Origin of the sequence: Pigmentiphaga sp. NML030171 (assembly GCF_002188635.1) — a bacterium.
GTDB lineage: Bacteria > Pseudomonadota > Gammaproteobacteria > Burkholderiales > Burkholderiaceae_B > Pigmentiphaga > Pigmentiphaga daeguensis.
On the sequence record NZ_NINX01000039.1, the window covers coordinates 183,784 to 204,295 of the forward strand.

Below are 20,512 nucleotides of genomic sequence, written 5' to 3' on the forward strand. Positions count from 1 at the left end.
CGCGGATCCGCACTGGACCGAATTCGACACGGCATGGATGCCGGAACAGGAGACAAGATGAGCACGTACCCGCGAAGCCCGGCCGGTCCCCGCATGTCGTCCGGCCGCCGGCAATTGCTGCGCGGCCTTGCCGCCAGCATGCCCGCGGCGGCCCTGCCGCGCCTGGCCACGGCCGGCCAGGGCTTTCCCAGCCGGCCCATCACCATCATCGTGCCGGCCAGCGCGGGCGGGCTGCTGGATGTCTACCAGCGCTTCGTGGACAAGCTCGCGGCGCCGTTCCTGAACAACCAGCCGATCATCATCGAGAACCGCCCCGGCGCGAACCTGCTGCTGGGCGCCGACGCCATGGCGCGCCAGGACCGCGGCGACGGCTATCTGCTGACGCAGGCCCTGCAGATCCAGGTTCGCATGCCGCACCTGCAGAAGGTGCGCTACGACGCGCTGCGCGACCTGACCTGGATCATCTGCATGGTCACGAGTCCGTTCGGCATCGCGGTGCGCGCCGATTCCCCGCTGCGCAGCTTCGACGACCTGATCGCCGCCGCCCGCGCGCGGCCAGGAGAGATCAGCTACGGCACGGTGGGTTTCGCCAACGGCGGCCATCTCCTGATGGAGGAGGTCGCGCGGCTGAAGGGCGTGAAATTCAACGTCATTCCGATGAAGGGCAGCGCCGACGTCATCCAGGCGGCGCTGGGCGGACACGTGGACGCGATGTCCGATTCGGCCAGTTGGTCGCCCCAGGTACAGGCCGGCAAGATGCGGCTGCTGGTGACCTTCAGCGAATCGCGGCTGGAGAAGTTTCCCGACGTGCCGACGGCCACGGAGCTGGGCGTGCCCATCGTCTACACCTCGCCGATCGGCCTGGCCGGTCCGAAGAACATGGATCCGGCGGTCGTGCGCGTGCTGCACGACGCCTACAAGCGGGCCATCGACCAGCCCGCGCACAAGGACATCCTCGACAAGTTCGACCTCATTCCCGGTTACCGGGACACGGCCGGCTTCACCGAGGAGATGCGCGCTTCCTACGAGCGCGAGAAGGCCATGGTCGCACGCCTGGGCCTGAAGACCTGAACATCATTGCCGCATCAAGGAGAATCCGCATGGCAAATCAAGTACGAACCGTCCGGCGAACGGAAAACCGGCCCTGGCATGTCGATGCCGACCTGTGCGTGGTCGGCGCCGGCATCTCGGGGGTCTCGGCCGCGCTCGAGGCGGCCGCGCTGGGCCGCCGGGTCGTGCTTGTCGACAGCCTGCCCATGCTGGGCGGCCAGGCGGTGGGCTCCATCATCGGCACGTTCTGCGGGCTGTTCTCGAACGGCCCGAACCGCATCCAGCTCACCCACGGCATCGCCGACGACATCCTGGAGGACCTGGGCAAGGCCGGCGCGCTGCACCATAACGTCGGTCCGCTGACGACGGTGGTGTACTACGACGAGGTGGCGCTGGGCCGCTGGATCGAACAGAAGATCCGCGACGCCGGCATCACGGTGGTGCTGGGCGCGGTGTTGCGCGAGGCCCGGCGCGAGGGCGGCCGGCTGCAGCGGCTGGAGCTGGCCACGCGCTACGGCGACGTGCACGTGGACGCGCGCGGCTATGTGGACGCCAGCGGCGACGCGGCGCTGGCGTGGCTGGCGGGCCTGGATTGCCGCGAGCCCGACGTGCCGATCTTCGGCACCCAGATGTTCGTGCTCGAGCACCTGGACGAAGCCCACCTGCCCACGCGCGAGGCCTTTACGGCGCGCATCAAGGAAAAGGCCGCGCAGTACGGCATCTCGCGCGACGACGGGCTCTTCTTCCGATTCCCCGGGCGAGGCGTGGCGGCGATGAACATGACCCACATGGAGACACCGCTCGATCCGCTGGCCGCCTCGGCCACGGCCCTGGCCGGCCGCGAGCAGGTGGACCGCGTCATCGAATTCCTGAAGGCGGAGTATCCGCAAGCCTTCGGCGCCGCCCGCATCCGCGCCTATGCCTTGCCGGGCATCCGGCAGACACGCTGGATCGCCGGCCTGCATCAGTTGACGACGGAGGAGGTGCGCGCGGCCACGCGTTTCCCGGATGCCGTCGCGCGGACTTCGTGGCCGGTGGAACTGCACGACCAGCCCGAGGGCTACGTGTGGGAGCCCTTCGGCGAGGACCACGTCCACACGGTGCCGCTGCGCAGCCTGATCCCGGCCGGCAGCGACAATCTCGTGGCCGCCGGGCGCTGCATCGACGCCGACGCGGCGGCGCTGTCCAGCGTGCGCGTCATGGGGCCGTGCATCGCCATGGGAGCGGCGGCTGCCCACGCCCTGGACCTGACCCTGGGCGGCAAGGTGCGGGACGTGGACGTGTCCGCCCTGCAGGAACGCATCCGCAACAACATCTGAACATAAGCGGGAACGCCGAGGTTCCCGCGCCATTCCTCAAGGAGACTCCATGAAAATCCTGTTCGCGTCCCTGCTGGGCGCGGCCTGCGCCGCGACCGCCACCCATGCCGTCGCGGCCGCCGGCCCCGCCTATCCGTCCAGGCCGGTCACGCTGATCGTGCCCAATGCCCCGGGCGGCGCCATCGACATCCTGAGCCGCCTCCTGTCCGAGCGCCTGCAGAAGACCTGGGGCCAGCCGGTGGTGGTGATGTACAAGCCGGGCGCCAACACGGTGGTCGGCACGGATCACGTCGCCAAGTCCGCGCCCGACGGCTACACGCTGGGCATCGTCGTGACCTCGCACGTCATCAACCCGACGTTGCGCAAGACCATGCCGTTCGACACGGTCAAGGACCTGGCGGGCGTCTCGATGCTGGTGACCTCGCAGATCGTCATCACCGCGACGCCGTCGCTGCCGGCCAACGACCTGGCCGGCGTGATCGCGATGGCCAGGAAGGATCCGGGCAAGATGAGCTACGCCTCGCCGGGCAGCGGCAGCTCCATGCACCTGACCGGCGAACTGCTCAAGAGCATGACCGGGGTGGACATGCTGCACATTCCGTACAAGGGCAGCGGCCCCGCCTACACGGAGGTGATGGCCGGCCGCGTGCCGCTGCTGATCGACCCGCTGTTCTCGTCCATGCCCTACATCAAGTCGGGCAAGCTCAAGCCTATCGCCGTCACCGGCAAGACGCGCGATCCCAGCGCGCCCGACATCCCCACGGTGGCCGAGACCATTCCGGGCTTCAACGTGCAGAGCATCTTCGGCCTGGTGGCGCCGGCGGCGACGCCGCGCGAGGTGATCAACAAGATCAGCGCCGACGTGGGCACCATCCTGCGCAGCGCGGATTTCAAGGCTCGCCTGGCCGAAGTGGGCCTGACCTCGGCGCCCAGCACGCCCGAGGAGTTCGACGCCCTGGTCAAGGCCGAGATCGAGAAGTGGGCCCCGGTGGTGAAGGCCTCGGGCGCCACCGCCGACTGAGGCGCTTCCATGGAAACCTGCCGGCTTCTCTATAAAATGGGCGATCCTTTTTTTCCGCCGCATCCGGAGTCCCGCCATGCCACGAAACGCCCCCCGAGCCCCATCCGCCGCCAAGACCCGGCGGGCGTCCGCCGCGGCCGAACCGAGTGGCACCGTGTCCGCCCTGGAGCGGGGGATCGCGGTGCTGCGCTGCTTTCGCGAGGACCTGCGCGTATTGAGCAATGCCGAACTGGCCGCGATGACCGGGATCCCCAAGCCCACGGTCACGCGGCTGGCCACCACGCTGGTTTCCCTGGGCCTGATGAAACAGGAACCCGAGACCGAGCGCTTCTCGCTGGCGGCGGGCGTGGTGTCGCTGGCCCAGGCGTTCCTGGGCGGGGTCGATACGCGCTCGATCGCGCGCCCGCACATGCTCGCGCTGGCCAACGAAACCGAAGGCTCGGTCTATCTGGCGATACGGGACGAGCTGCACATCGTGCTGATCGAGACGGCCTCGCCGCAATCGGCGCTGCTCCTGGCGCGGCTGCGGGTGGGGTCGCGCTTCTCGGTGGCCAGTTCGGCACTGGGGCGCGCCTACCTGAGCGCGATGACCGACCAGTACGAGAAGGATCGCCTGCTGCAAAGCATACGCAAGGAATGCGGCGAGGCGGAGTGGGCGCGGCTGGAGAAGGGGCTCGAGCGCTCGCAGCGGGATGCGCGCATGCACGGCTATTGCCTGTCGCTGGGCGAGTTCCACCGCGACATCAATTCGGTATCGGTGCCGCTGGTCGTGCCGGGCGGCGAGATCATGGCGCTGAACTGCGGCGGGCCGGCTTTCTCGTTCACCGAGAAGCGCCTGCGCAACGAGGTGGCGCCGCGCCTGATCGAGACCGCGCAGGCGATCGCGCGCGATACGGGCGGCAAGGTGCCGCTGCCGGACAAATTGCTCAAGGTTTCTTGACCCGCGCGGCGTCGCGGGCCGGCTGCCAGGAAGGAGGGCGGCAATGCGACTGACGGATCACGAGAAAGCCATGCTCGACGGCGCGCATGGCCCGGCCAAGCAGAAGGCCATGGACCTGCTGCTGCGCTACGGCAACGCGCTGGGGGCCGAGCGCCTGGTCGAGACGCGCAACGTGGCGGGTACCATCGGCGCCACCACGCCGTTCATGCGCAAGTTCGCCGACGAGCGGGGCGGCCTGGACGCGGTGTTCTCCGAGTTCAACCTGGACAGCGCCGAGGTCGTGGCCATTCCGCCCGTCGAGGTCTACAGCAGCCACCTGCAACAGGGCATCGATCCCGAGCACGCCGCCCAGCAGGGGGTGGGCGAAGAGGTCGTGCGCATCTTCCGCAAGGGCGATGCCTACAGCGCGGGCCTGGGCGTGCAGCTCCTGAACACCTGCACGCCCTACCAGGTCGGCAACCTGCCGGCCCGGGGCGAGCACTGCGCATGGATGGAGTCTTCGGCCGTCATCTACATCAACGCCGTGCTGGGCGCGCGGTCGAACGCCGAAGGGCGCGAGAGCACGGGTGCGGCCATGCTGACGGGCCGCATTCCCTATTGGGGCTACCACATCGAGTCAGAACGGCGCGGCACCCACCTGGTGGAGCTGGACATGCCCATCGAGTCGATGTCGGACTGGGGCATGCTGGGCTACTACGTGGGAGACAAGGTGCAGGACAAGGTCCCGGTCATCACCGGCGCGGGACTGGCGCCCAGCACCCTCAAGCTCAAGCACTTCGGCGCGGCCGCGGCGTCGTCGGGCGGCGTGGAGATGTACCACATTCCCGGCTTCACTCCCGAGGCGCCGACGGTCGAGGCCGCCTTCGGTGGCAATCGCCGGCGCGAAGTGTTCCGCTTCGGGCCCAGGGAGCTGCGCGAGACCTACGAGAACCTCAACGCCACGGCGCACGACCCCGACGTCGATTTCGTCATGCTGGGCTGCCCGCACTACAGCATCGAGCAGATCTGGGAAGTGTGCCGGCTGCTGCAGGGCAAGCGCGTGCATGAGAATACGCAGCTCTGGATCTTCACGCCCCGTGCCACCAAGCAGATCGCCGACCAGAACGGCTACACCCGCATCATCGAGGACGCGGGCGGCTACCTGATGTCGGACACCTGTTCGGCGCTGGGGCGCGTCATTCCCCAGGGAACCAAGGTGGCGGCCGTTGATTCGGCCAAGCAGGTCCACTACCTGCCGGCCATCATGGGCATACAGGCATGGTTCGGCAGCACCGCCGATTGCATCGAGGCCGCGGTGACCGGCCGCTGGAAAGGAGGTTTGCGATGAGCGCGCAGGACAGTTCCACGGCCGTTTCCCGGGTCATCGTGCTGCAAGGCCGGGGCATCGTGGGCGGACGGGCCGAGGGCGAGGCGCTGGTCACGCGCGACCGGATCTCGGGGTGGGGCGGCATCGATCCCCGCACCGGCACCGTCATCGAGACCCGCCACGAGTTGCGCGGAGTGAGCTTCGCCGGCAAGGTGCTGGTGTTTCCCGGCGCGAAGGGGTCCTCGGGCTGGTCCGGCCAGTTCCACATCGCCCGCATCTCCGGCATGGCGCCCGCGGCCATGCTGTTCAACGAGATGACGACCAAGATCGCGCTCGGGGCCGTGGTCACGCACGCGCCGTCGGTCACCGACTTCGACATCGACCCCTTGTCGGTGATCGAGACGGGAGACTGGGTCCGGGTGGACGGGGACCTGGGCCGGGTCGAAGTGGCCAAGCGGGCCAGGGGCTAGGCATTTCCCCGGTCGAGCACGATAATGGGCTGCCGCCCGGCAGTCAGCCGTGGGCGACCGGAGTCCCCGCAAACCAAGGTTCGGAGTTCACGATGAAAAAAACGCTAGCAGTGTCCCTGACCGCCCTGTTCATGGCCCTGACCGGCCCCGCCCTGGCCGCCGAAAACACCCAGCAGAACAAGATGACCACCTGTAACAAGGACGCCGGCGACCGCAAGGGCGACGACCGCAAGGCTTTCATGAAAGAGTGCCTGTCCGCCAAGAAGATGACCCAGCAGGAAAAAATGACCGCCTGCAACAAGGAAGCCACCGGCAAGAAAGGCGACGACCGCAAGGCCTTCATGAAGCAGTGCTTGAGTAGTTAATCCCCCCTACGCCCTTCGGGCGCCCCCCAGGGGGCGGCACTGGCGGACCGGCAAAGCCGGATCCGCGGCGCCCTGGATCAAAGCAAGAACGCGGTGCTTCGCACCGAGACAACCCCACTAGACCCAGGATGCGGTGGATCCGGCTCCGCCGGTCCACCCGCATCGCCCCCTGGGGGGCGCGCGAAGCGCGTAGGGGGGGGCTACACCTGCAGGCTGTATTCCAGCGTGGCCATGCTGGCGGGCATGTCGACCTTGGCGCCCAGGTCGCGCATGGTCGAGCCCAGCGCGTGCAGCGTGCGGAACAGGTTGTGGGTCCGGCACTGTTCGCCCATCTGGCCGATGCGCACGATGGGCAGGCCGAACGAGCCCGAGATTTCCACCCGGTAGCGTTCGGAGATGTGCGCGCAGATCCCGGTGTTGGTCAGGCCGTCGGGCACCGTGATGCCGACCACCGAGTTCAGGCGCGAGGCCGGTGGCGCGAACAGGCGCAGGCCCATGGCCTCGATGCCGTTCTGCAAGGCGAAGGACGAACGCGAATGGCGCGCGAAACGCACCGGCAGGGTCTCGGCGCAGACCAGGCGCAGCGCCTCGTGCAGCGCCAGCACCCCGGACACCGGGGCGGTGTAGTGGTACGACCCCTTGTGCCAGAAGTTCTCGGCCAGCCTGGCGTCCAGCACCCAGTGGGTATTGGGCGTCTTGCGCCGGCTGATGTGTTCCCACGCATCGTTGGAGAACGCGATCAGCGAGACGCCGGGAATCGACGACAGGCCCTTCTGGCCACCGGTGATGACGGCGTCGATCTGCCAGTCGTCCATCTGCAGCGGCATGGTGCTGAGCGTGCAGACGGCATCGACCACGACCAGGCAGCCGCGCTTCTTGGCGGCCTTGGCGATGGCGGGCAGTTCGCGGTTGAAGACCGTGTTGGAGGTCTCGCCCTGGACGATGGTCAGGACGTCGGGGCGGTGCTGCTCGATCGCCTGCTCCACCAACTGGGCCGACGCGGCCTGGTGGCCGTCGATTTCCAGCGTGACGACGTCGGCGTCCAGGCGCCGGCTCATCTCGGCCATGCGGGCGCTGAAGAAACCGTTGACCACGCACAGCACCTTGCTGCGGGGCGACACCAGGTTGCAGATCGCCATCTCCATCGCAGCCGAACCCGGGCCGGCCACGCCCAGCACCCATTCCGACTTCGTCTGGAACACATAGCCCGCCATCTGCTTGACCTGGGAGATGATGGTCGACATGGTCGCGCCCAGGTGGTTGATGACCACCGAGTTGGCATGGGCCACCACGTCGGGAATGGGAACGGGGCCGGCGCCCATCATCAGCAGGGGATCGTCGGGCAGGATCTCGCTCAGCAGGCGCACACGGGGCGGCTGCGAGTAGACAAGCGGGGGATGGTCGGTCGAGGAAGCGGTGTCAGCGGTTTCTTCGGCGGCGCGAAGCGGGCGGGTTGGCATGTTGGATACGCGGCTGTGAGTGGAAAGCCCGGAGCCGGGCGGTCTGTCGGCCGCATGCCCGTTAGGGGCGGCGCTGGCGGACCGGCGGGGCCGGATCCGCGGCGCCAGGGGGGACGGGCGCCGTGGGGGTCGAGCATGCTCGACGATGTCGATTATAGATTCACTGCGCGTCCGAGCGCCTGGCCCATGCGCACGCCGACCAGCGGCCCCAGCGCATCGTTCCAATCCACCCGGCCGGCACCGAACAGCAGGACCACGGTCGAGCCGAGCTTGAAGCGGCCCATCTCGGCGCCTTTGTCCAGCCGCACGGCGCCGTCGTCGTAGCGCGTGGTCACGATGCGCGAGCCGTGCGGGTCGACCTGGCCGCCCCAGACGGTTTCCATGGCGCCCACGATCATGGCGCCCACCAGCACCACCGCCATGGGGCCGAGTTCGGTATCGAACAGGCATGCCAGGCGTTCGTTGCGCGCGAACAGGCGCGGCACGGTCCGGGCGGTGAGCGGATTGACCGAGAACAGGCGTCCGGGGATGTAGACCGTTTCGCGCAAGGTGCCGGCCACCGGCATGTGCACCCGGTGATAGTCGCGGGGGGACAGATAGATGGTGGCGAAGCCGCCATCCCGGTAGGGATCGGCGCGCCGCGCATCGCCGCCCAGCAGCTCGTCGGCGCTGAAATCGTGCCCCTTGGCCTGGAAGATGCGGCCGGCGCGGATGGGGCCCAACTGGCTGATGGCGCCGTCGGCGGGACACAGCACGGCGTCCGGGGCGGGATCCAGCGGACGCGCGCCGGGCTTGAGCGCGCGGGTGAAGAAGGCGTTGAAGTGTTCGTAGGCGGTGGGGTCGGGCTCCAGGGCCTCGCTCATGTCCACGCCGTACTGGCGGATGAAACGGGCGATGGCGGGATTCTTCAGGCCGGCGACGCGGCAGTGCGCAAGGCGTCCGAACAGGCTGGAGACGAGCGCCTGGGGCGCGAGATATTGGCCGTAGATGAAAAGCTGGTCTTTGATGGACATGTCGGGGCCTCGCGCGGGCGAGGCAGTTTCGGGTTCGCGCCTGGATATTACAGCGGTGCGGAGGAGCCGCGCACGACCAGCTCGGGCCGCAGGACGACCGTGGACGTCGTGCCCGGCACGCCGCGCAGGCTGTCCAGCAACAAGCGGGCCGCCCGGAACCCCATCTCGTAGTGCAGGATGCGTACCGTGGTCAGGGGAGGCGACACCCTGTCCATCAAGGGCATGTCGTTATGTCCCACGACCGAGACGTCCTGCGGCACCGTGCGTCCGCGCTGCTGCAACGCCTGGATCGCCCCCAGCGCGATCAGGTCGTTAGCCGCGACGATGGCCGTGAACTCGGCTCCGGTGCCCAGCAGCGCGCGCGTGCCTTCCTCGCCGGCATCGCAGGAATAGGCGTCGCACTGGGCGAAGCCGGCCGGCTCCAGCCCGTGCGCGGCCATGGCCTGGATGAAGCCGGCCTGCCGCAGCGAACCGGTGGACAGCGCCAGCGGCCCGGACAGGTGGGCGATGCGGCGATGGCCGATGGACACCAGGTGATCGACGGCCAGTTTCATGCCCAGCATGTCGTCGCTGACGACGGCGGGCAGGCTGCCGTCTTCGTCGCGGCGGTTGACCAGCACGACCTTGACCTGGTCGCGCACCAGGCGCTCGACCAGCGGGTCGTGCAGGCTGGAGGTCGCGATGATGAGCCCTTCGACGCGCTGGGCCAGCATGCGGTCGGCGGCCTCGTCCGGCGCCTGTTCGTTGCCGGTATCGGCCACCAGCACGAAGAAGCCCTCGGCCGCCAGCGCCTGTTCGATGCCGCGCAGGATGGGCGGGAACACGGGATTGGTGATGTCGGGCAACAGCACGCCCACCGTGCCCGACCGCCCGGTGCGCAGCGCCGACGCCGCGCGGTTGACGCGGTAGTTCAGGGCGCGGGCGGCGGCCTCGACGCGGCCGATCACTTCGGGGCTGACCATGTGGCGTCGTTCGGGGTCCAGCGCGCGCGAAGCGGTGGTCTTGTGCACCTGGGCGTGCAGGGCGATGTCGGCAAGGGTGGCGGCGGAAGAACGCTTGGGCATGGGCGAGATGATAGCGAAGTGCCGGCGCATGGGGGCGGGAAATCTCCTTGTTGACAAGTGGAACGATCCGGCTAAACTGAATGCTATCGATAGCATGAGGTTATGCCAAATGTTGCCCAGCACGCCAGAGTCTCTTACCCCCATTGTTTTGCAATCGATGGCAAATACCGCCGATCCGCGCGTCAAGGAACTGCTATGCAGCCTGGTCCGGCATCTGCACGCCTTCGTACTGGAAACGCGGCTGACCGAGGCCGAGTTCGAATATGCGCTGGGCTATCTCAATGCCATCGGGCAGGCCACCTGCGACACCAAGAACGAGGCGGTGCTGGTGGCCGACCTGCTGGGCGTGTCGTCGCTGGTGGCGCTGCTGAACAACGCTGACCATCATGGCGAGTCGGACGCCGCGCTGCTCGGTCCGTTCTGGCGCGCCAACTCGCCCAGCCTGGAACCGGGGGCCTCGCTGGCGGCGCCGGGCACGCCCGGCATCCCGCTCGAAGGCAGCGGGCTGGTCCAGGACCGCGAGGGCCGGCCACTGGCCGGCGTCACGGTGGACATCTGGCATGCATCGCCCAGCGGGCTGTACGAGAACCAGGACGAGACCCAGCCCGACATGAACCTGCGCGGCCGCTTCACGACCGACGAGAACGGACGCTTCCGCTTCCGTTCGGTGCGGCCGGCGGGCTATCCCGTGCCGGTGGACGGGCCGGGCGGCGTGCTGCTGCGCGCCCAGGCGCGCCACGAGTTCCGGCCGGCACACCTGCATTTCATGTTCTCCAAGCCCGGCTACAAGGTCCTGATCACCCAGGTCTACGCCGACGACTCGGAGTTCCTGCACAGCGATCCCACTTTCGGCGTGACGCGCCGGCTGGTCGGCCAGTACCGGGTGGAATCGCGCCCGGGCGGCGACGTCGCGGTCTTCGATCATTGCTTCACGCTGCTGGAAGGCGAGATGGTCTTCCCGCATCCCCCGATTCCCTGAACTTCCCACGCATCACCAAAGGAACTCCCAATGACACAAGCATCCACATTCGCGCCGCAGGACCGCCTGGACGGCAAGGTGGCCGTGATAGCCGGCGGCACCGGCGCAATCGGCCATGCCAGCGCGCGGCGCCTGGCGGCCCGCGGGGCGCGTTGCGTGCTGCTGCATAACGGCGATCCCGCCGCCGCTTCCCGGGTGGGCGAACTGCCCGGGGAAGGACACGCCGAGGTCCGGGCCTCCATTACCGACAGCCCGGCCCTGAAGGCGGCGGCCGAGCGCGTCCGCGCCGACTTCGGCACCTGCCACATCCTGGTCAATAGCGCCGGCTACACCAAGCCCGTGCCCGCGGCCGACCTGGAGGGCCTGACCGACGAACTGATCGACGACATCCTGAAGGTCAACTTCCGGGGCGTCTTCTCGACCATCCGCGCCTTCGCGCCGCTGCTCAAGGAAAGCGGCGATGGCCTGATCGTGACGCTGTCCTCGATCGCGGCCTTCACGGGCGTCGGCAGCAACCTGGCCTACGTTGCGGCCAAGGCCAGCGTGGACGTGGTGGGCGAGGCCCTGGCCCGCGTGCTCGCGCCGCAGGTGCGCGTGCTGTCGGTCAGCCCGGGCGTGGTCGACTCCACCTTCGTGCCGGGCCGGGGCGCCGACTTCAACGCCAAGACTGCCGCCACCACGCCGCTGGGCCGCATCGGCACCACCGACGACATCGCCGCCGCCGTGGAAGCCTGCGCCACCTCGCTGCGTTTTGCCACCGGCACCCGCATCGTGGTCGATGGAGGACGCCACCTGTGAACCCGACCGTCATCACCTGCGCGATCACCGGCAACCTGACCAAGCCGGAGCAGACGCCGCACCTGCCCATCACGCCCGAGCAGATCGCCAATTCGGCGCTCGAGGCGGCCCGCGCCGGCGCGGCGCAGGTCCACATCCACGTGCGCGATCCCCAAACCGGCCGCCCGTCGATAGACGTCGCGCTGTACGACGAGGTCATCCGCCGCATCCGGGCCGAGAACCGCGAAGTCATCATCAACCTGACCACCGGCCCGGGCGGCCGCTACGTGCCGAGCGAGGCCGAGCCCCGCGTGGCCGGCCCCGGCACCACGCTGCTGCCCCCGGAGAAAAGGGTCGAGCACATCGCGCGGCTGCGGCCCGACGTCTGCTCGCTGGACCTGAACACCATGAACTCGGGCGCGGAGGTGGTCATCAACACCCCGCGCAACGTGCGCATCATGGCCGGCGTCATCCGCGAGGCGGGCGTCAAGCCGGAACTGGAGATCTTCGACAGCGGCGACATCCACCTCGCGCGCGACCTGATCGCCGACGGCACGCTGGACGGGCCGGGCATGTGGACCTTCGTCACCGGCGTCAAGTACGGATTCGAGGCCACGCCCGAGACGCTGCTGTATGCGCGCGGCCTGCTGCCGGCGGGCGCCTTCTGGTCCGCCTTCGGGGTGGGCCGCCACGAGTTCCCCATGCTGGCGGCCGCTTTCGTGTCGGGCGGCCACGTCCGCGTAGGCCTGGAAGACAACATCTACCTGTCCCGGGGCGTCCTGGCGCCCAGCAACGCGGCGCTGGTGGAGCGTGCCGCGCGCATCGTGCAGGACCTGGGAGGAAGCGTGGCGAGCGCCGGCGAGGCGCGCGACATGCTGGGCCTGCCCATCAGGAATTGAAGGAACCGCTACCGATCATGTCCACCGTCATGCAAGAAACCCAACACGGGCCGGCCGTGCGCGTACAGGCCAAGGCCGAGTCCGCCGCCCACCTGGCCCCGGCCATCGAAACCCTGGCCATGCCCCGGCCGGATCCGGGCCACGCCGTCGTCAAGGTGGCCAGCGCGGCCGTCAATCCCAGCGACGTGAAGGCGGCGCTGGGCCTGATGCCGCAGGCCGTCTGGCCGCGCACGCCCGGGCGCGACTTCGCCGGCACGGTGGTGGCCGGCCCCACCGAATGGATAGGCCGCCGCGTCTGGGGCTCGGGCGGCGACCTGGGCATCACGCGGGACGGCTCCCATGCCGCCTGGCTCACGCTGCCGCTGGCCGCGCTGGAGGAAATGCCCGCGGGCCTGGACTTCGATGCCGCCGGCTCGATAGGCGTGCCGTTCGTGACGGCCTACGAAGGTTTCCAACGCAGCGGCATGCCGCTGCCGGGCCAGGTGGTCGCCGTCATGGGGGCCAACGGCAAGGTGGGGCAGGCCGCCGTCCAGCTCGCGGCGCAGGCGGGAGCCCGCGTCATCGCGGTCCAGCGCCGGCCGGGACCCTACGCCGGCTTCGCCTGCGCGCCGGTCGAGGTCGTGGACGCCAGCCGGGAAGACGTGGCCGCGCGGCTGCGCGAGCTCACCGACGGCCGCGGCGTGGACCTGGTCTACAACACCGTGGGCAGCCCGTACTTCCAGGCCGCCAACCAGGCCATGGCCAAGCGCGCCACGCAGATCTTCATCTCCACGGTCGAGCGCCCGGTGCCGTTCGACATCTTCACGTTCTACCGCGCCATGCACACCTACGTGGGCGTGGATTCGCTGGCCATGGACTGCACCGAGGCGGCCGCGCACCTGCGGGCGCTGCGGCCGGGGTTCGAGGCCGGCACGCTGCGGCCGTTCCCCGTCGGCGCCGATGCCGTCTATGCACTGACCGACGCGCTCGATGCCTACCGCACGGTAATCGGCGGATCGGACCAGCGCATCGTGCTGCGGCCGTGGGAAGGCCGGGCATGAACGTCACCCGCTATCCCGAGGCTCCCGTCTACGAGGCTCCCAACCACTTCGACATGCGCTGCGTGCGCCTGCAAGGCAGGGAAGCCGGCCCGGCCGAACAGCTGTGGCTGGGCGTCTCGACGCTGGAACCCGGCGGCCACACCTCGCTGGATGGCTCGCCCATGGAGAAGCACTACGTGGTCCTGGAAGGCGAGCTGACCGTCGTGAGCGAGCTGGACGGGGTGCGGCAGGAAGCCACGCTGGCGCGCCTGGATTCATGCCGCCTGGCGCCCGGCGAGAAACGCCAGTTGATCAACCGCAGCGGCCGGACGGCATCGGTGCTGCTGGCCATGCCATTCAGCCCGCCCGTCCCGGGCTAGGGCCGCCGTTCCATTCGATAAACCAGAGGAGACACACCATGCAACGACATTCCCACGCTCGCCGGACCTCGCTGCGCGTCCTCGCGGCCGCGACCATGCTAGCCGCGGGCGCGAGCGCTCAGGCCCAGGGCAACTGGCCGCAAGGCGGCCCCATCCGCTTCATCGTCCCGTTCACCGCCGGCAGCGGCACCGACGTGGTGGCGCGTTCGATCGCCGACAAGCTGGGCCCCATCCTGGGCGCACAGATCGTGGTCGAGAACAAGCCGGGCGCGGGCGGCACGCTGGGCGCCGCGCAGGTGGCCAAGGCGCCCGCCGATGGCTACACGCTGCTGATCCACAGTTCGGGCCACCTCGTCAATCCGTCCATTTACCCGAACCTGCCGTACGACACGCTCAAGGACTTCGAGGGCATCACGCCGCTGGCCAGCCTGCCCAACGTGCTGGTGGTCTCGCCCTCGGCAGGGTACAAGAACCTGGGCGACCTGGTCGCCAAGGCCAAGGCCGATCCCGGCAAGCTGTTCTATGCCTCCGCCGGCAACGGCTCGGCCACGCACATGAACGCGGAACAGTTCCGGGTGGCCGCCGGCATCGATGCCGTGCACGTGCCGTTCCGCGGGACGCCCGAGGCCATCACCGAGACCATCGCCGGCCGTACGACCTGGTTCTTCGCGCCCCTGGTATCGGCCCTGCCCATGATCAAGGACGGCAAGCTGCAGGCGCTGGCCGTCGGTACCGCCGCGCGTTCGGCCGCGCTGCCCGACGTGCCCTCCATGACCGACTCGGGCCTGCCGGCCGCGGCCTACACGTTCTGGGTGGGCCTGTTCGCGCCGGCCAAGACGCCCCAGCCCGTGGTCGACAAGATCCACGCCGGCGTGCTGAAGGTGCTGGAGATGCCCGACATCAAGACCCGCTTCGCCAACCTGGGCGCCGCCCCCATGCCCATGGACCAGAAGGCCTTCGAGAAGTACCTGGCCGACGAGACGAAGTCCGCGTCGCAGCTGGTGAAAGCCGCAGGCATCAAGATCGAGTAGGCTAGCGTCGCTCCCGCCGGTCGTCCCCAAGGAAAAACGGCCTCGCTTCTTTCGAAAGCGAGGCCGTTCCCGTTTCGGGGGGACGCGATCAGTCCAGCATCGGCAGCTTGGCCTCTTCGGCCAATTTCTTCAGCGAAGCCTGGCCGTCCAGCATGAACTTGGCGAAGTCCTTGCCGACGATCATGTTCAACTGCGAGCCCATCTGGTCGAACTGTTCGCTCATGCCGGGCTTGGACAGTTCGGTGGTCAGGATGTTGGTGATCTTGGCGATCACGTCGGGCGGGGTGTTCGCCGGCGCGTACAGGCCCAGCCAGGTGGAGAACTGCAGCTGGGGATAGCCCAGCTCCACCGTGGTGGGGACGTCCGGCAGGGTCGGCCAGCGCTTGGGTCCCATGACGGCCAGCGCGTGGACGCGGCCGCTCTTGGCGTTGGGCGCGACGCTGCCCGGGGAGTCGAACATGGACTGGACCTGTCCGCCCATCAGGTCGTTCATGGCCGGAGCCGCGCCGCGATAGGGAATGTGCAGCATGTTGGCGCCGACGCCGTGGGCGAACAGTTCACCCGCCAGGTGGTAGCCGGTGCCGTTGCCCGAGGACGCGAAGGTGGTGCCCGGGTGCGACTTCACGTAGGCCACGAAGTCCTTGAAGTCCTTGACCGGCAGCGAACGGGTGGCGACCACCACGTGCGGCGACACGGTCACCGTCATGATGGGCGTGAAGTCCTTGTTCGCGTCGTAGGGCACGTCCTTGCGCAGCACGGGGGCGACCAGGTGCGTGGACGAGGACGTCAGCAGCAGGGTGTAGCCGTCGGCCGGCGATTTGGCGACGAAGTTCGCGCCGATCGCGCCGCCCGCGCCGGTCTTGTTCTCGACGATGGTGGCCTGGCCCCAGTTCTGTTGCAGCTTCTGGGCGAGCAGGCGCGCGACCGTGTCGGTGTTCGTGCCGGGAGGGAACGGATTGATGATGCGGACGGGGCGGTCGGGGTAGGGTCCGGCATGAGCGGGAGCGACGGCCAGGGTGCCCAGCACGAGGGCGGCGGCGAGTGCGCGATACATAGATGAAACAACCTTGAAATGGTAAATGGGCTTTGTGGTCTTATCGTTGCCGCGAGCAACTATCCATTATACGTGCATGAGCCGGAAAGCCCCGTGCCACGCGGGCTTCGCGCTAGACTGTCGCTCCGTCCGAGCATCCGCCCCCTGGCGAATACGACCTTGACCGACACCTGTTCCTCCCTGATCGTGAATGGCCTGCACGGCCGTCTCGCCGGCCCTTTCGACCTGGGTATCGAAGGCGGGGAGTGCGTGGCCTTGTCCGGCCCGTCCGGCGTGGGCAAGAGCCTGCTGTTGCGCATGATCGCCGACCTTGAACCGGCCCGGGGCCGCGTCGAGCTGGACGGCGTGGACCGCGACCGCATGCCGGCCCCGGCCTTCAGGCGCCAGGTTACCTATGTCGCCGCCGACGCCGGATGGTGGGCGGACATCGTGGCCGATCACATGGCGTATCCGGAGCGGGCGCGGGCGCTGCTGCCCGAGCTGGGGCTGGCCGATGCACTGTTCGAGGCGCCCGTGGCCACGCTGTCGACCGGACAGCGCCAGCGGCTCGCGCTGGTGCGAGCCATCTCGCAGCACCCGCGTTTCCTGTTGCTGGACGAACCGACCTCGGCCCTGGATCCCGAAGCCACCGCCCGGGTCGAGGCCCTGTTGGCGCGGCTGCGCGAGCAGGGCACCGGTCTGCTGGTGGTCACGCATGACGCGGCCCAGGCCGTGCGCATCGCCACCCGGCGGTTGCGCGTGACCCCCGGCGGATTGGAGGACGAAACGCCATGAGCCCCATTTCACTGACGCCGATGGAACTGGCCATGGCGGCCGTGCTGGTGCTGGCCAGCGCCGCGCTGTCGCTGCGGCTGGCGCTGGGGATCCAGCGTCCGCTGCTGGTGGCGGCGGCACGCATGGTCGTGCAACTGGTCCTGGTGGGCCTGTTCCTGCGGCAGGTGTTCGCGTTGACCTCGCCCTGGGTGACCGGCGCGGTCGTTGCGCTGATGATCGCCGCGGCCTGCCACGAAGTCGGCTCCAGGCAGGAGCGGCGCTTCCAGGGAGCATGGCGCTATGGGGTGGGCGGCGTGCCGGTGGGCGTCGCCACGCTGGGCATCGCGCTGCTGGCGCTGGCGACGGCGCTGCGTCCCGACCCCTGGTACGACCCGCGCCACGCAATCCCGCTGGCCGGCATCGTCCTGGGCACGGCCATGAACAGCGCCAGCCTGGCCTTGAACGGCGTGTTCACCTCGGTCTCGCGCGAACGCGCGGCCATCGAGGCCCGGCTGGCCCTGGGCGCCGACCGCTACACCGCGTTCCGGAACATCATCCGGGGCGCGGTGCGGGCGGGGGTGCTGCCGGTGATGAACCAGATGGCGGCGGCGGGCGTCATCACCATGCCCGGCATCATGACCGGCCAGATCCTGGCCGGCATGGACCCCATCGAATCGGCCAAGTACCAGATCCTGCTGATGTTCCTGCTGGCCGGCGGCGGCTTCGCGGCGTCGGCCGGTTCGGTCTACCTGGCGGTGTGGCGGCTGACCGACGCACGCGACCGCCTGAGGCTGGAGCGGCTGGTCTCGCGGCACGGCGGCTGACGCTGCGGCCGCGCGGCCGATGCCGTTGCAACCGGCCGCTGCAACTGGATACCTTGTCGGGGCCGCCTGCCGCGGCCTTGCGCTATGCTTGGCTCGTTGCACACCTGTGCTCGAGGAGCCGATTGAAAATGATGCTCAAACCGCGACGCGAAATTTTCCTTGTCCTGCTGCTGGCAGGTTCGCTGGGCATGACGCCCGCATGGGCTGATCCGCCCGGCGGCAAAGGCAACGGCAATGCCCACGCCGGAGGCGGACACGGGGGCGGCAAGGGGCAGGGAAGCAAGGGCCACGGGCAAGGGCAGGGCGACAAGGTGTCGGGCAAGGGCGGCGGCCCCAAGCAGGGCAAGCGCGCCGATGGCGGCGACGACCTGGTCCGCGCGGGCATCACGGTATCGCTGGCCAGGAACTATGCCTCCGACTACCAGGCGGTGGGCTATGGCCCCTTGCCCCCGGGCATACGCAAGAACCTGGCCCGGGGCAAGCCGCTGCCACCGGGCATCGCCAAGAAGGCCGTGCCGTCCGGCATGCTGTCGAGGTTGCCGGTCTATCCCGGCTACGAGTGGCGTGTGGCGGGCACGGACCTGATCCTGGTGTCGCTGGCCACCCTGGTCGTAGCCGACGTGCTCGCCGACGTATTCCGTTGACCGGACTGCGAAGCATCCATTCCAAGCACGCATTTCCAAGGAGAACAAGGTGCGAAGCCTGATCACTGCCTTTTTCGTCATGCTGGCGGCCACGCTGTCCGGCTGCGGCTACAACGACCTGCAACGCGCGGACGAACAGGTCAAGGCCAGCTGGTCCGAGGTCCTGAACCAGTACCAGCGGCGCGCTGACCTCATCCCCAACCTGGTCAACACGGTCAAGGGCTATGCCAGCCACGAGCAGGATACGCTGACCGCCGTGGTCAACGCCCGCGCCCAGGCCACCGGCATCAACGCGACGCCCGAGCTGGTCAACGATCCCGAGGCCTTCGCCAAGTTCGATGCCGCCCAGCAGCAGCTGACTAGCGCGCTGTCGCGCCTGATGGTGGTGGTGGAGCGCTACCCGGACCTGAAGGCGAATGAGAACTTCCGCGACCTGCAGGCACAGCTCGAAGGCACCGAAAACCGGATCACCGTGGCCCGCAATCGCTACATCAAGTCGGTCCAGGACTACAACGTGATCGTGCGCTCGTTCCCGAGCAACCTGACCGCGAAGGCTTTCGGCTATCCGGTGAAGGCCAATTTCTCGGTGGCCAACGAAAGCGCCATTTCCACGCCGCCCACCGTCGACTTCGGCGGCAACAAGCCCGCGGGCGCCCGATGAGCGCATGGCGGGCCTGGGGACGCCGGGCGTCGGCATGGCTGGCCGCCGGGCTTGCCGTGCTGTGGCTGGCTGCCGCGCCGGTCCAGGCCGCCAGCGATGGCCTGGTGGCGATTCCGCCGTTCGGCGGGCTGGTCACCGACCTGACCTCGACGCTGACCGCCGAGCAGCGCTCCGGACTGGAACAGCAATTGCGGGCGTTCCAGGAGCGCAAGGGCAGCCAGGTCGCGATCCTGATCGTCCCCAGCACCGTGCCAGAGAGCATCGAGCAGTATTCGCTGCGGGTGGCCGAGGCCTGGAAGCCCGGCCGCAAGAACGTGGACGACGGCGTGCTGTTCCTGGTGGCCAAGGACGATCGGCGCATGCGGATCGAAGTGGGCTACGGACTGGAGGGGGTGCTGAACGATGCCACGGCGAACCGCATCCTGAACGAGATCGTCACGCCGCGATTCCGCGAGGGCGATTACTACGGTGGCATCTCCCAGGGAGCCGACCGCATCATGCGGCTCATCGACGGCGAACCGCTGCCGCCGCCGCCCCAGCGCGCCGCCCGGGAAGGCGGTGACCTGGAAGGCATCGCCCCCGTATTGCTGATCGTCGCGCTGGTGGCGGGCGGCATGCTGCGGCGTGCCCTGGGCAGGCTGCCGGGCGCGCTCGTGACCGGCGGTGTCGTGGGCGGCGCGGCCTGGCTGCTGTCCGGCGCGGTGGCCATCGCGATCCTGGGCGCCGTGCTGGCGTTCTTCTTCACCCTGGTGGGTGGCGGCTTCGCCGGCCTGCCGGGCGGCTACGGCGGCAGCCATCGCGGGGGCCGCGGAGGAGGGGGCTTTGGCGGCGGAGGATTCGGCGGCGGCGGCTTCGGTGGTGGTGGGGGCGGCGGCTTCGGTGGCGGCGGCGCTTCGGGACGGTGGTAGGCATGGCGATCAAACGATTCCTCAAGCATCTGGTGACGACCCGCCGCGCGGCGCACCGGGCTTTCCCGGCCCGGTCGCTGGACCGCATCGAGCGAACCATCCGCGAGGTCGAGTCGCGCCATGACGGCCAGATCCGTTTCGTGGTCGAGGCCGCGCTGGACATGGGCCCGCTGTGGCAGCAGCAGTCGCCGCGGGAACGGGCGCTGGAAGTCTTCGCGCTGCAAGGCGTATGGGACACGCCCGACAACAACGGCATCCTTCTGTACGTGCTGATGGCCGACCATGCGGTCGAGATCGTCTGCGACCGGGGCATCCACGCCTGCGAAACCGCCGGGACCTGGGAAGCCGTCTGCCGCGGCATCCAGGAGGCGTTTGCCCAGGGCCGCTACGAGCAGGGCGTGATCGAGGGTATCACCGCGCTGGGCGCCTCGCTGGCCCGGCACTACCCCGGCGCGTCCCGCGCCAACACGCTGCCCGATCGTCCGCGGATCATGTAGCGCTCAGGGGACGGCCGCGTCCCTTTCATGAAAGTGTCACCCATGCCTCCTAGCATTCGCCCAGACGCGAATCGGGAG

Annotated in this window: 23 protein-coding genes; 19 read left to right on the forward strand and 4 right to left on the reverse strand. The window is 69.0% G+C overall.

The features are described 5' to 3' along the window. Nucleotides 1-57: 57 nt before the first annotated feature. From CDO46_RS19530 to CDO46_RS19560, 7 genes are all read left to right on the forward strand, one after another. Complete coding sequence (locus CDO46_RS19530) at nt 58-1,071, forward strand: tripartite tricarboxylate transporter substrate binding protein (protein ID WP_165962991.1); 1,014 nt, start codon at nt 58-60, stop codon at nt 1,069-1,071. Nucleotides 1,072-1,100: 29 nt separating this feature from the next. Then, nucleotides 1,101-2,369, forward strand: coding sequence for an FAD-dependent oxidoreductase (locus tag CDO46_RS19535; RefSeq protein ID WP_087840138.1), 1,269 nt, complete (start codon nt 1,101-1,103; stop codon nt 2,367-2,369). 49 nt (nt 2,370-2,418) lie between these two features. Next, nucleotides 2,419-3,390: a tripartite tricarboxylate transporter substrate binding protein gene (locus CDO46_RS19540; RefSeq protein ID WP_087840139.1), complete on the forward strand. Its 972-nt coding sequence runs from the start codon at nt 2,419-2,421 to the stop codon at nt 3,388-3,390. 76 nt (nt 3,391-3,466) lie between these two features. After that, nucleotides 3,467-4,330 carry an IclR family transcriptional regulator gene (locus tag CDO46_RS19545; protein ID WP_087840140.1) on the forward strand — a complete coding sequence of 288 codons (864 nt, stop codon included), beginning with the start codon at nt 3,467-3,469 and terminating at the stop codon, nt 4,328-4,330. Between the two features lie 43 nt (nt 4,331-4,373). Next, the gene (locus CDO46_RS19550) at nt 4,374-5,657 is read left to right on the forward strand and encodes an aconitase X catalytic domain-containing protein (RefSeq protein WP_087840141.1); all 1,284 of its coding nucleotides are present in this window, start codon (nt 4,374-4,376) and stop codon (nt 5,655-5,657) included. Further along, nucleotides 5,654-6,106, forward strand: coding sequence for a DUF126 domain-containing protein (locus CDO46_RS19555; RefSeq protein WP_087840142.1), 453 nt, complete (start codon nt 5,654-5,656; stop codon nt 6,104-6,106). The genes CDO46_RS19550 and CDO46_RS19555 overlap by 4 nt, the downstream gene beginning before the upstream one ends. 92 nt (nt 6,107-6,198) lie before the next feature. Next, nucleotides 6,199-6,471 (forward strand): PsiF family protein, encoded by a 273-nt coding sequence (locus tag CDO46_RS19560; RefSeq protein WP_087840143.1) that lies wholly within the window; start codon nt 6,199-6,201, stop codon nt 6,469-6,471. Nucleotides 6,472-6,671: 200 nt separating this feature from the next. Here the strand turns inward: CDO46_RS19560 and CDO46_RS19565 are convergent, their stop codons facing one another. The 3 genes from CDO46_RS19565 to CDO46_RS19575 form a co-directional block, all read right to left on the reverse strand. After that, nucleotides 6,672-7,931, reverse strand: a complete 1,260-nt coding sequence (locus tag CDO46_RS19565; protein WP_087840144.1) for an alanine--glyoxylate aminotransferase family protein — start codon at nt 7,929-7,931, stop codon at nt 6,672-6,674. Nucleotides 7,932-8,083: 152 nt separating this feature from the next. After that, a complete protein-coding gene (gene asd, locus CDO46_RS19570; RefSeq protein ID WP_087840145.1) occupies nt 8,084-8,944 on the reverse strand; it encodes an archaetidylserine decarboxylase in 861 nt (286 codons plus the stop codon). 47 nt (nt 8,945-8,991) lie between these two features. Then, nucleotides 8,992-10,038, reverse strand: a complete 1,047-nt coding sequence (locus CDO46_RS19575) for a LacI family DNA-binding transcriptional regulator (protein ID WP_254914639.1) — start codon at nt 10,036-10,038, stop codon at nt 8,992-8,994. A gap of 127 nt (nt 10,039-10,165) precedes the next feature. On the opposite strand from CDO46_RS19575, the gene CDO46_RS19580 reads away from it, so the two are divergent. The 6 genes from CDO46_RS19580 to CDO46_RS19605 are packed head-to-tail and all read left to right on the forward strand — an operon-like array spanning nt 10,166 to nt 15,093. Further along, a complete protein-coding gene (locus tag CDO46_RS19580) occupies nt 10,166-10,987 on the forward strand; it encodes a dioxygenase (protein WP_243724345.1) in 822 nt (273 codons plus the stop codon). Nucleotides 10,988-11,017: 30 nt separating this feature from the next. Continuing rightward, the gene (locus CDO46_RS19585) at nt 11,018-11,785 is read left to right on the forward strand and encodes an SDR family NAD(P)-dependent oxidoreductase (protein ID WP_087840147.1); all 768 of its coding nucleotides are present in this window, start codon (nt 11,018-11,020) and stop codon (nt 11,783-11,785) included. Then, on the forward strand, nt 11,782-12,663 hold the full coding sequence (locus tag CDO46_RS19590; protein WP_087840148.1) for a 3-keto-5-aminohexanoate cleavage protein: 882 nt from the start codon (nt 11,782-11,784) through the stop codon (nt 12,661-12,663). The genes CDO46_RS19585 and CDO46_RS19590 overlap by 4 nt, the downstream gene beginning before the upstream one ends. Before the next feature lie 29 nt (nt 12,664-12,692). Then, nucleotides 12,693-13,703, forward strand: a complete 1,011-nt coding sequence (locus CDO46_RS19595) for a zinc-binding alcohol dehydrogenase family protein (RefSeq protein ID WP_087840285.1) — start codon at nt 12,693-12,695, stop codon at nt 13,701-13,703. Further along, on the forward strand, nt 13,700-14,062 hold the full coding sequence (locus tag CDO46_RS19600; protein ID WP_087840149.1) for a cupin domain-containing protein: 363 nt from the start codon (nt 13,700-13,702) through the stop codon (nt 14,060-14,062). Before CDO46_RS19595 ends, CDO46_RS19600 begins: the two co-directional genes overlap by 4 nt. Before the next feature lie 38 nt (nt 14,063-14,100). Continuing rightward, entirely contained in the window at nt 14,101-15,093 is a 993-nt protein-coding gene (locus CDO46_RS19605) for a tripartite tricarboxylate transporter substrate binding protein (protein ID WP_087840150.1), read from the forward strand. Nucleotides 15,094-15,181: 88 nt separating this feature from the next. Here CDO46_RS19605 and CDO46_RS19610 read toward each other — a convergent pair whose 3' ends face one another. Then, a complete protein-coding gene (locus CDO46_RS19610) occupies nt 15,182-16,147 on the reverse strand; it encodes a tripartite tricarboxylate transporter substrate binding protein (RefSeq protein ID WP_087840151.1) in 966 nt (321 codons plus the stop codon). A gap of 159 nt (nt 16,148-16,306) precedes the next feature. Here CDO46_RS19610 and CDO46_RS19615 point away from each other — a divergent pair, with 159 nt between their 5' ends. The 6 genes from CDO46_RS19615 (at nt 16,307) to CDO46_RS19640 (ending at nt 20,434) form a co-directional block, all read left to right on the forward strand. Further along, complete coding sequence (locus CDO46_RS19615; protein ID WP_207958564.1) at nt 16,307-16,921, forward strand: ATP-binding cassette domain-containing protein; 615 nt, start codon at nt 16,307-16,309, stop codon at nt 16,919-16,921. After that, nucleotides 16,918-17,724: an ABC transporter permease gene (locus CDO46_RS19620; RefSeq protein ID WP_087840153.1), complete on the forward strand. Its 807-nt coding sequence runs from the start codon at nt 16,918-16,920 to the stop codon at nt 17,722-17,724. Before CDO46_RS19615 ends, CDO46_RS19620 begins: the two co-directional genes overlap by 4 nt. Nucleotides 17,725-17,855: 131 nt before the next feature. Continuing rightward, the gene (locus CDO46_RS19625; protein ID WP_087840286.1) at nt 17,856-18,368 is read left to right on the forward strand and encodes an anti-virulence regulator CigR family protein; all 513 of its coding nucleotides are present in this window, start codon (nt 17,856-17,858) and stop codon (nt 18,366-18,368) included. 79 nt (nt 18,369-18,447) lie between these two features. Then, nucleotides 18,448-19,029 (forward strand): LemA family protein, encoded by a 582-nt coding sequence (locus CDO46_RS19630; protein ID WP_087840287.1) that lies wholly within the window; start codon nt 18,448-18,450, stop codon nt 19,027-19,029. After that, nucleotides 19,026-19,937: a YgcG family protein gene (locus CDO46_RS19635; RefSeq protein WP_087840154.1), complete on the forward strand. Its 912-nt coding sequence runs from the start codon at nt 19,026-19,028 to the stop codon at nt 19,935-19,937. The genes CDO46_RS19630 and CDO46_RS19635 overlap by 4 nt, the downstream gene beginning before the upstream one ends. Before the next feature lie 2 nt (nt 19,938-19,939). Further along, a complete protein-coding gene (locus CDO46_RS19640; RefSeq protein WP_087840155.1) occupies nt 19,940-20,434 on the forward strand; it encodes a TPM domain-containing protein in 495 nt (164 codons plus the stop codon). The last annotated feature ends 78 nt before the right edge of the window (nt 20,435-20,512 follow it).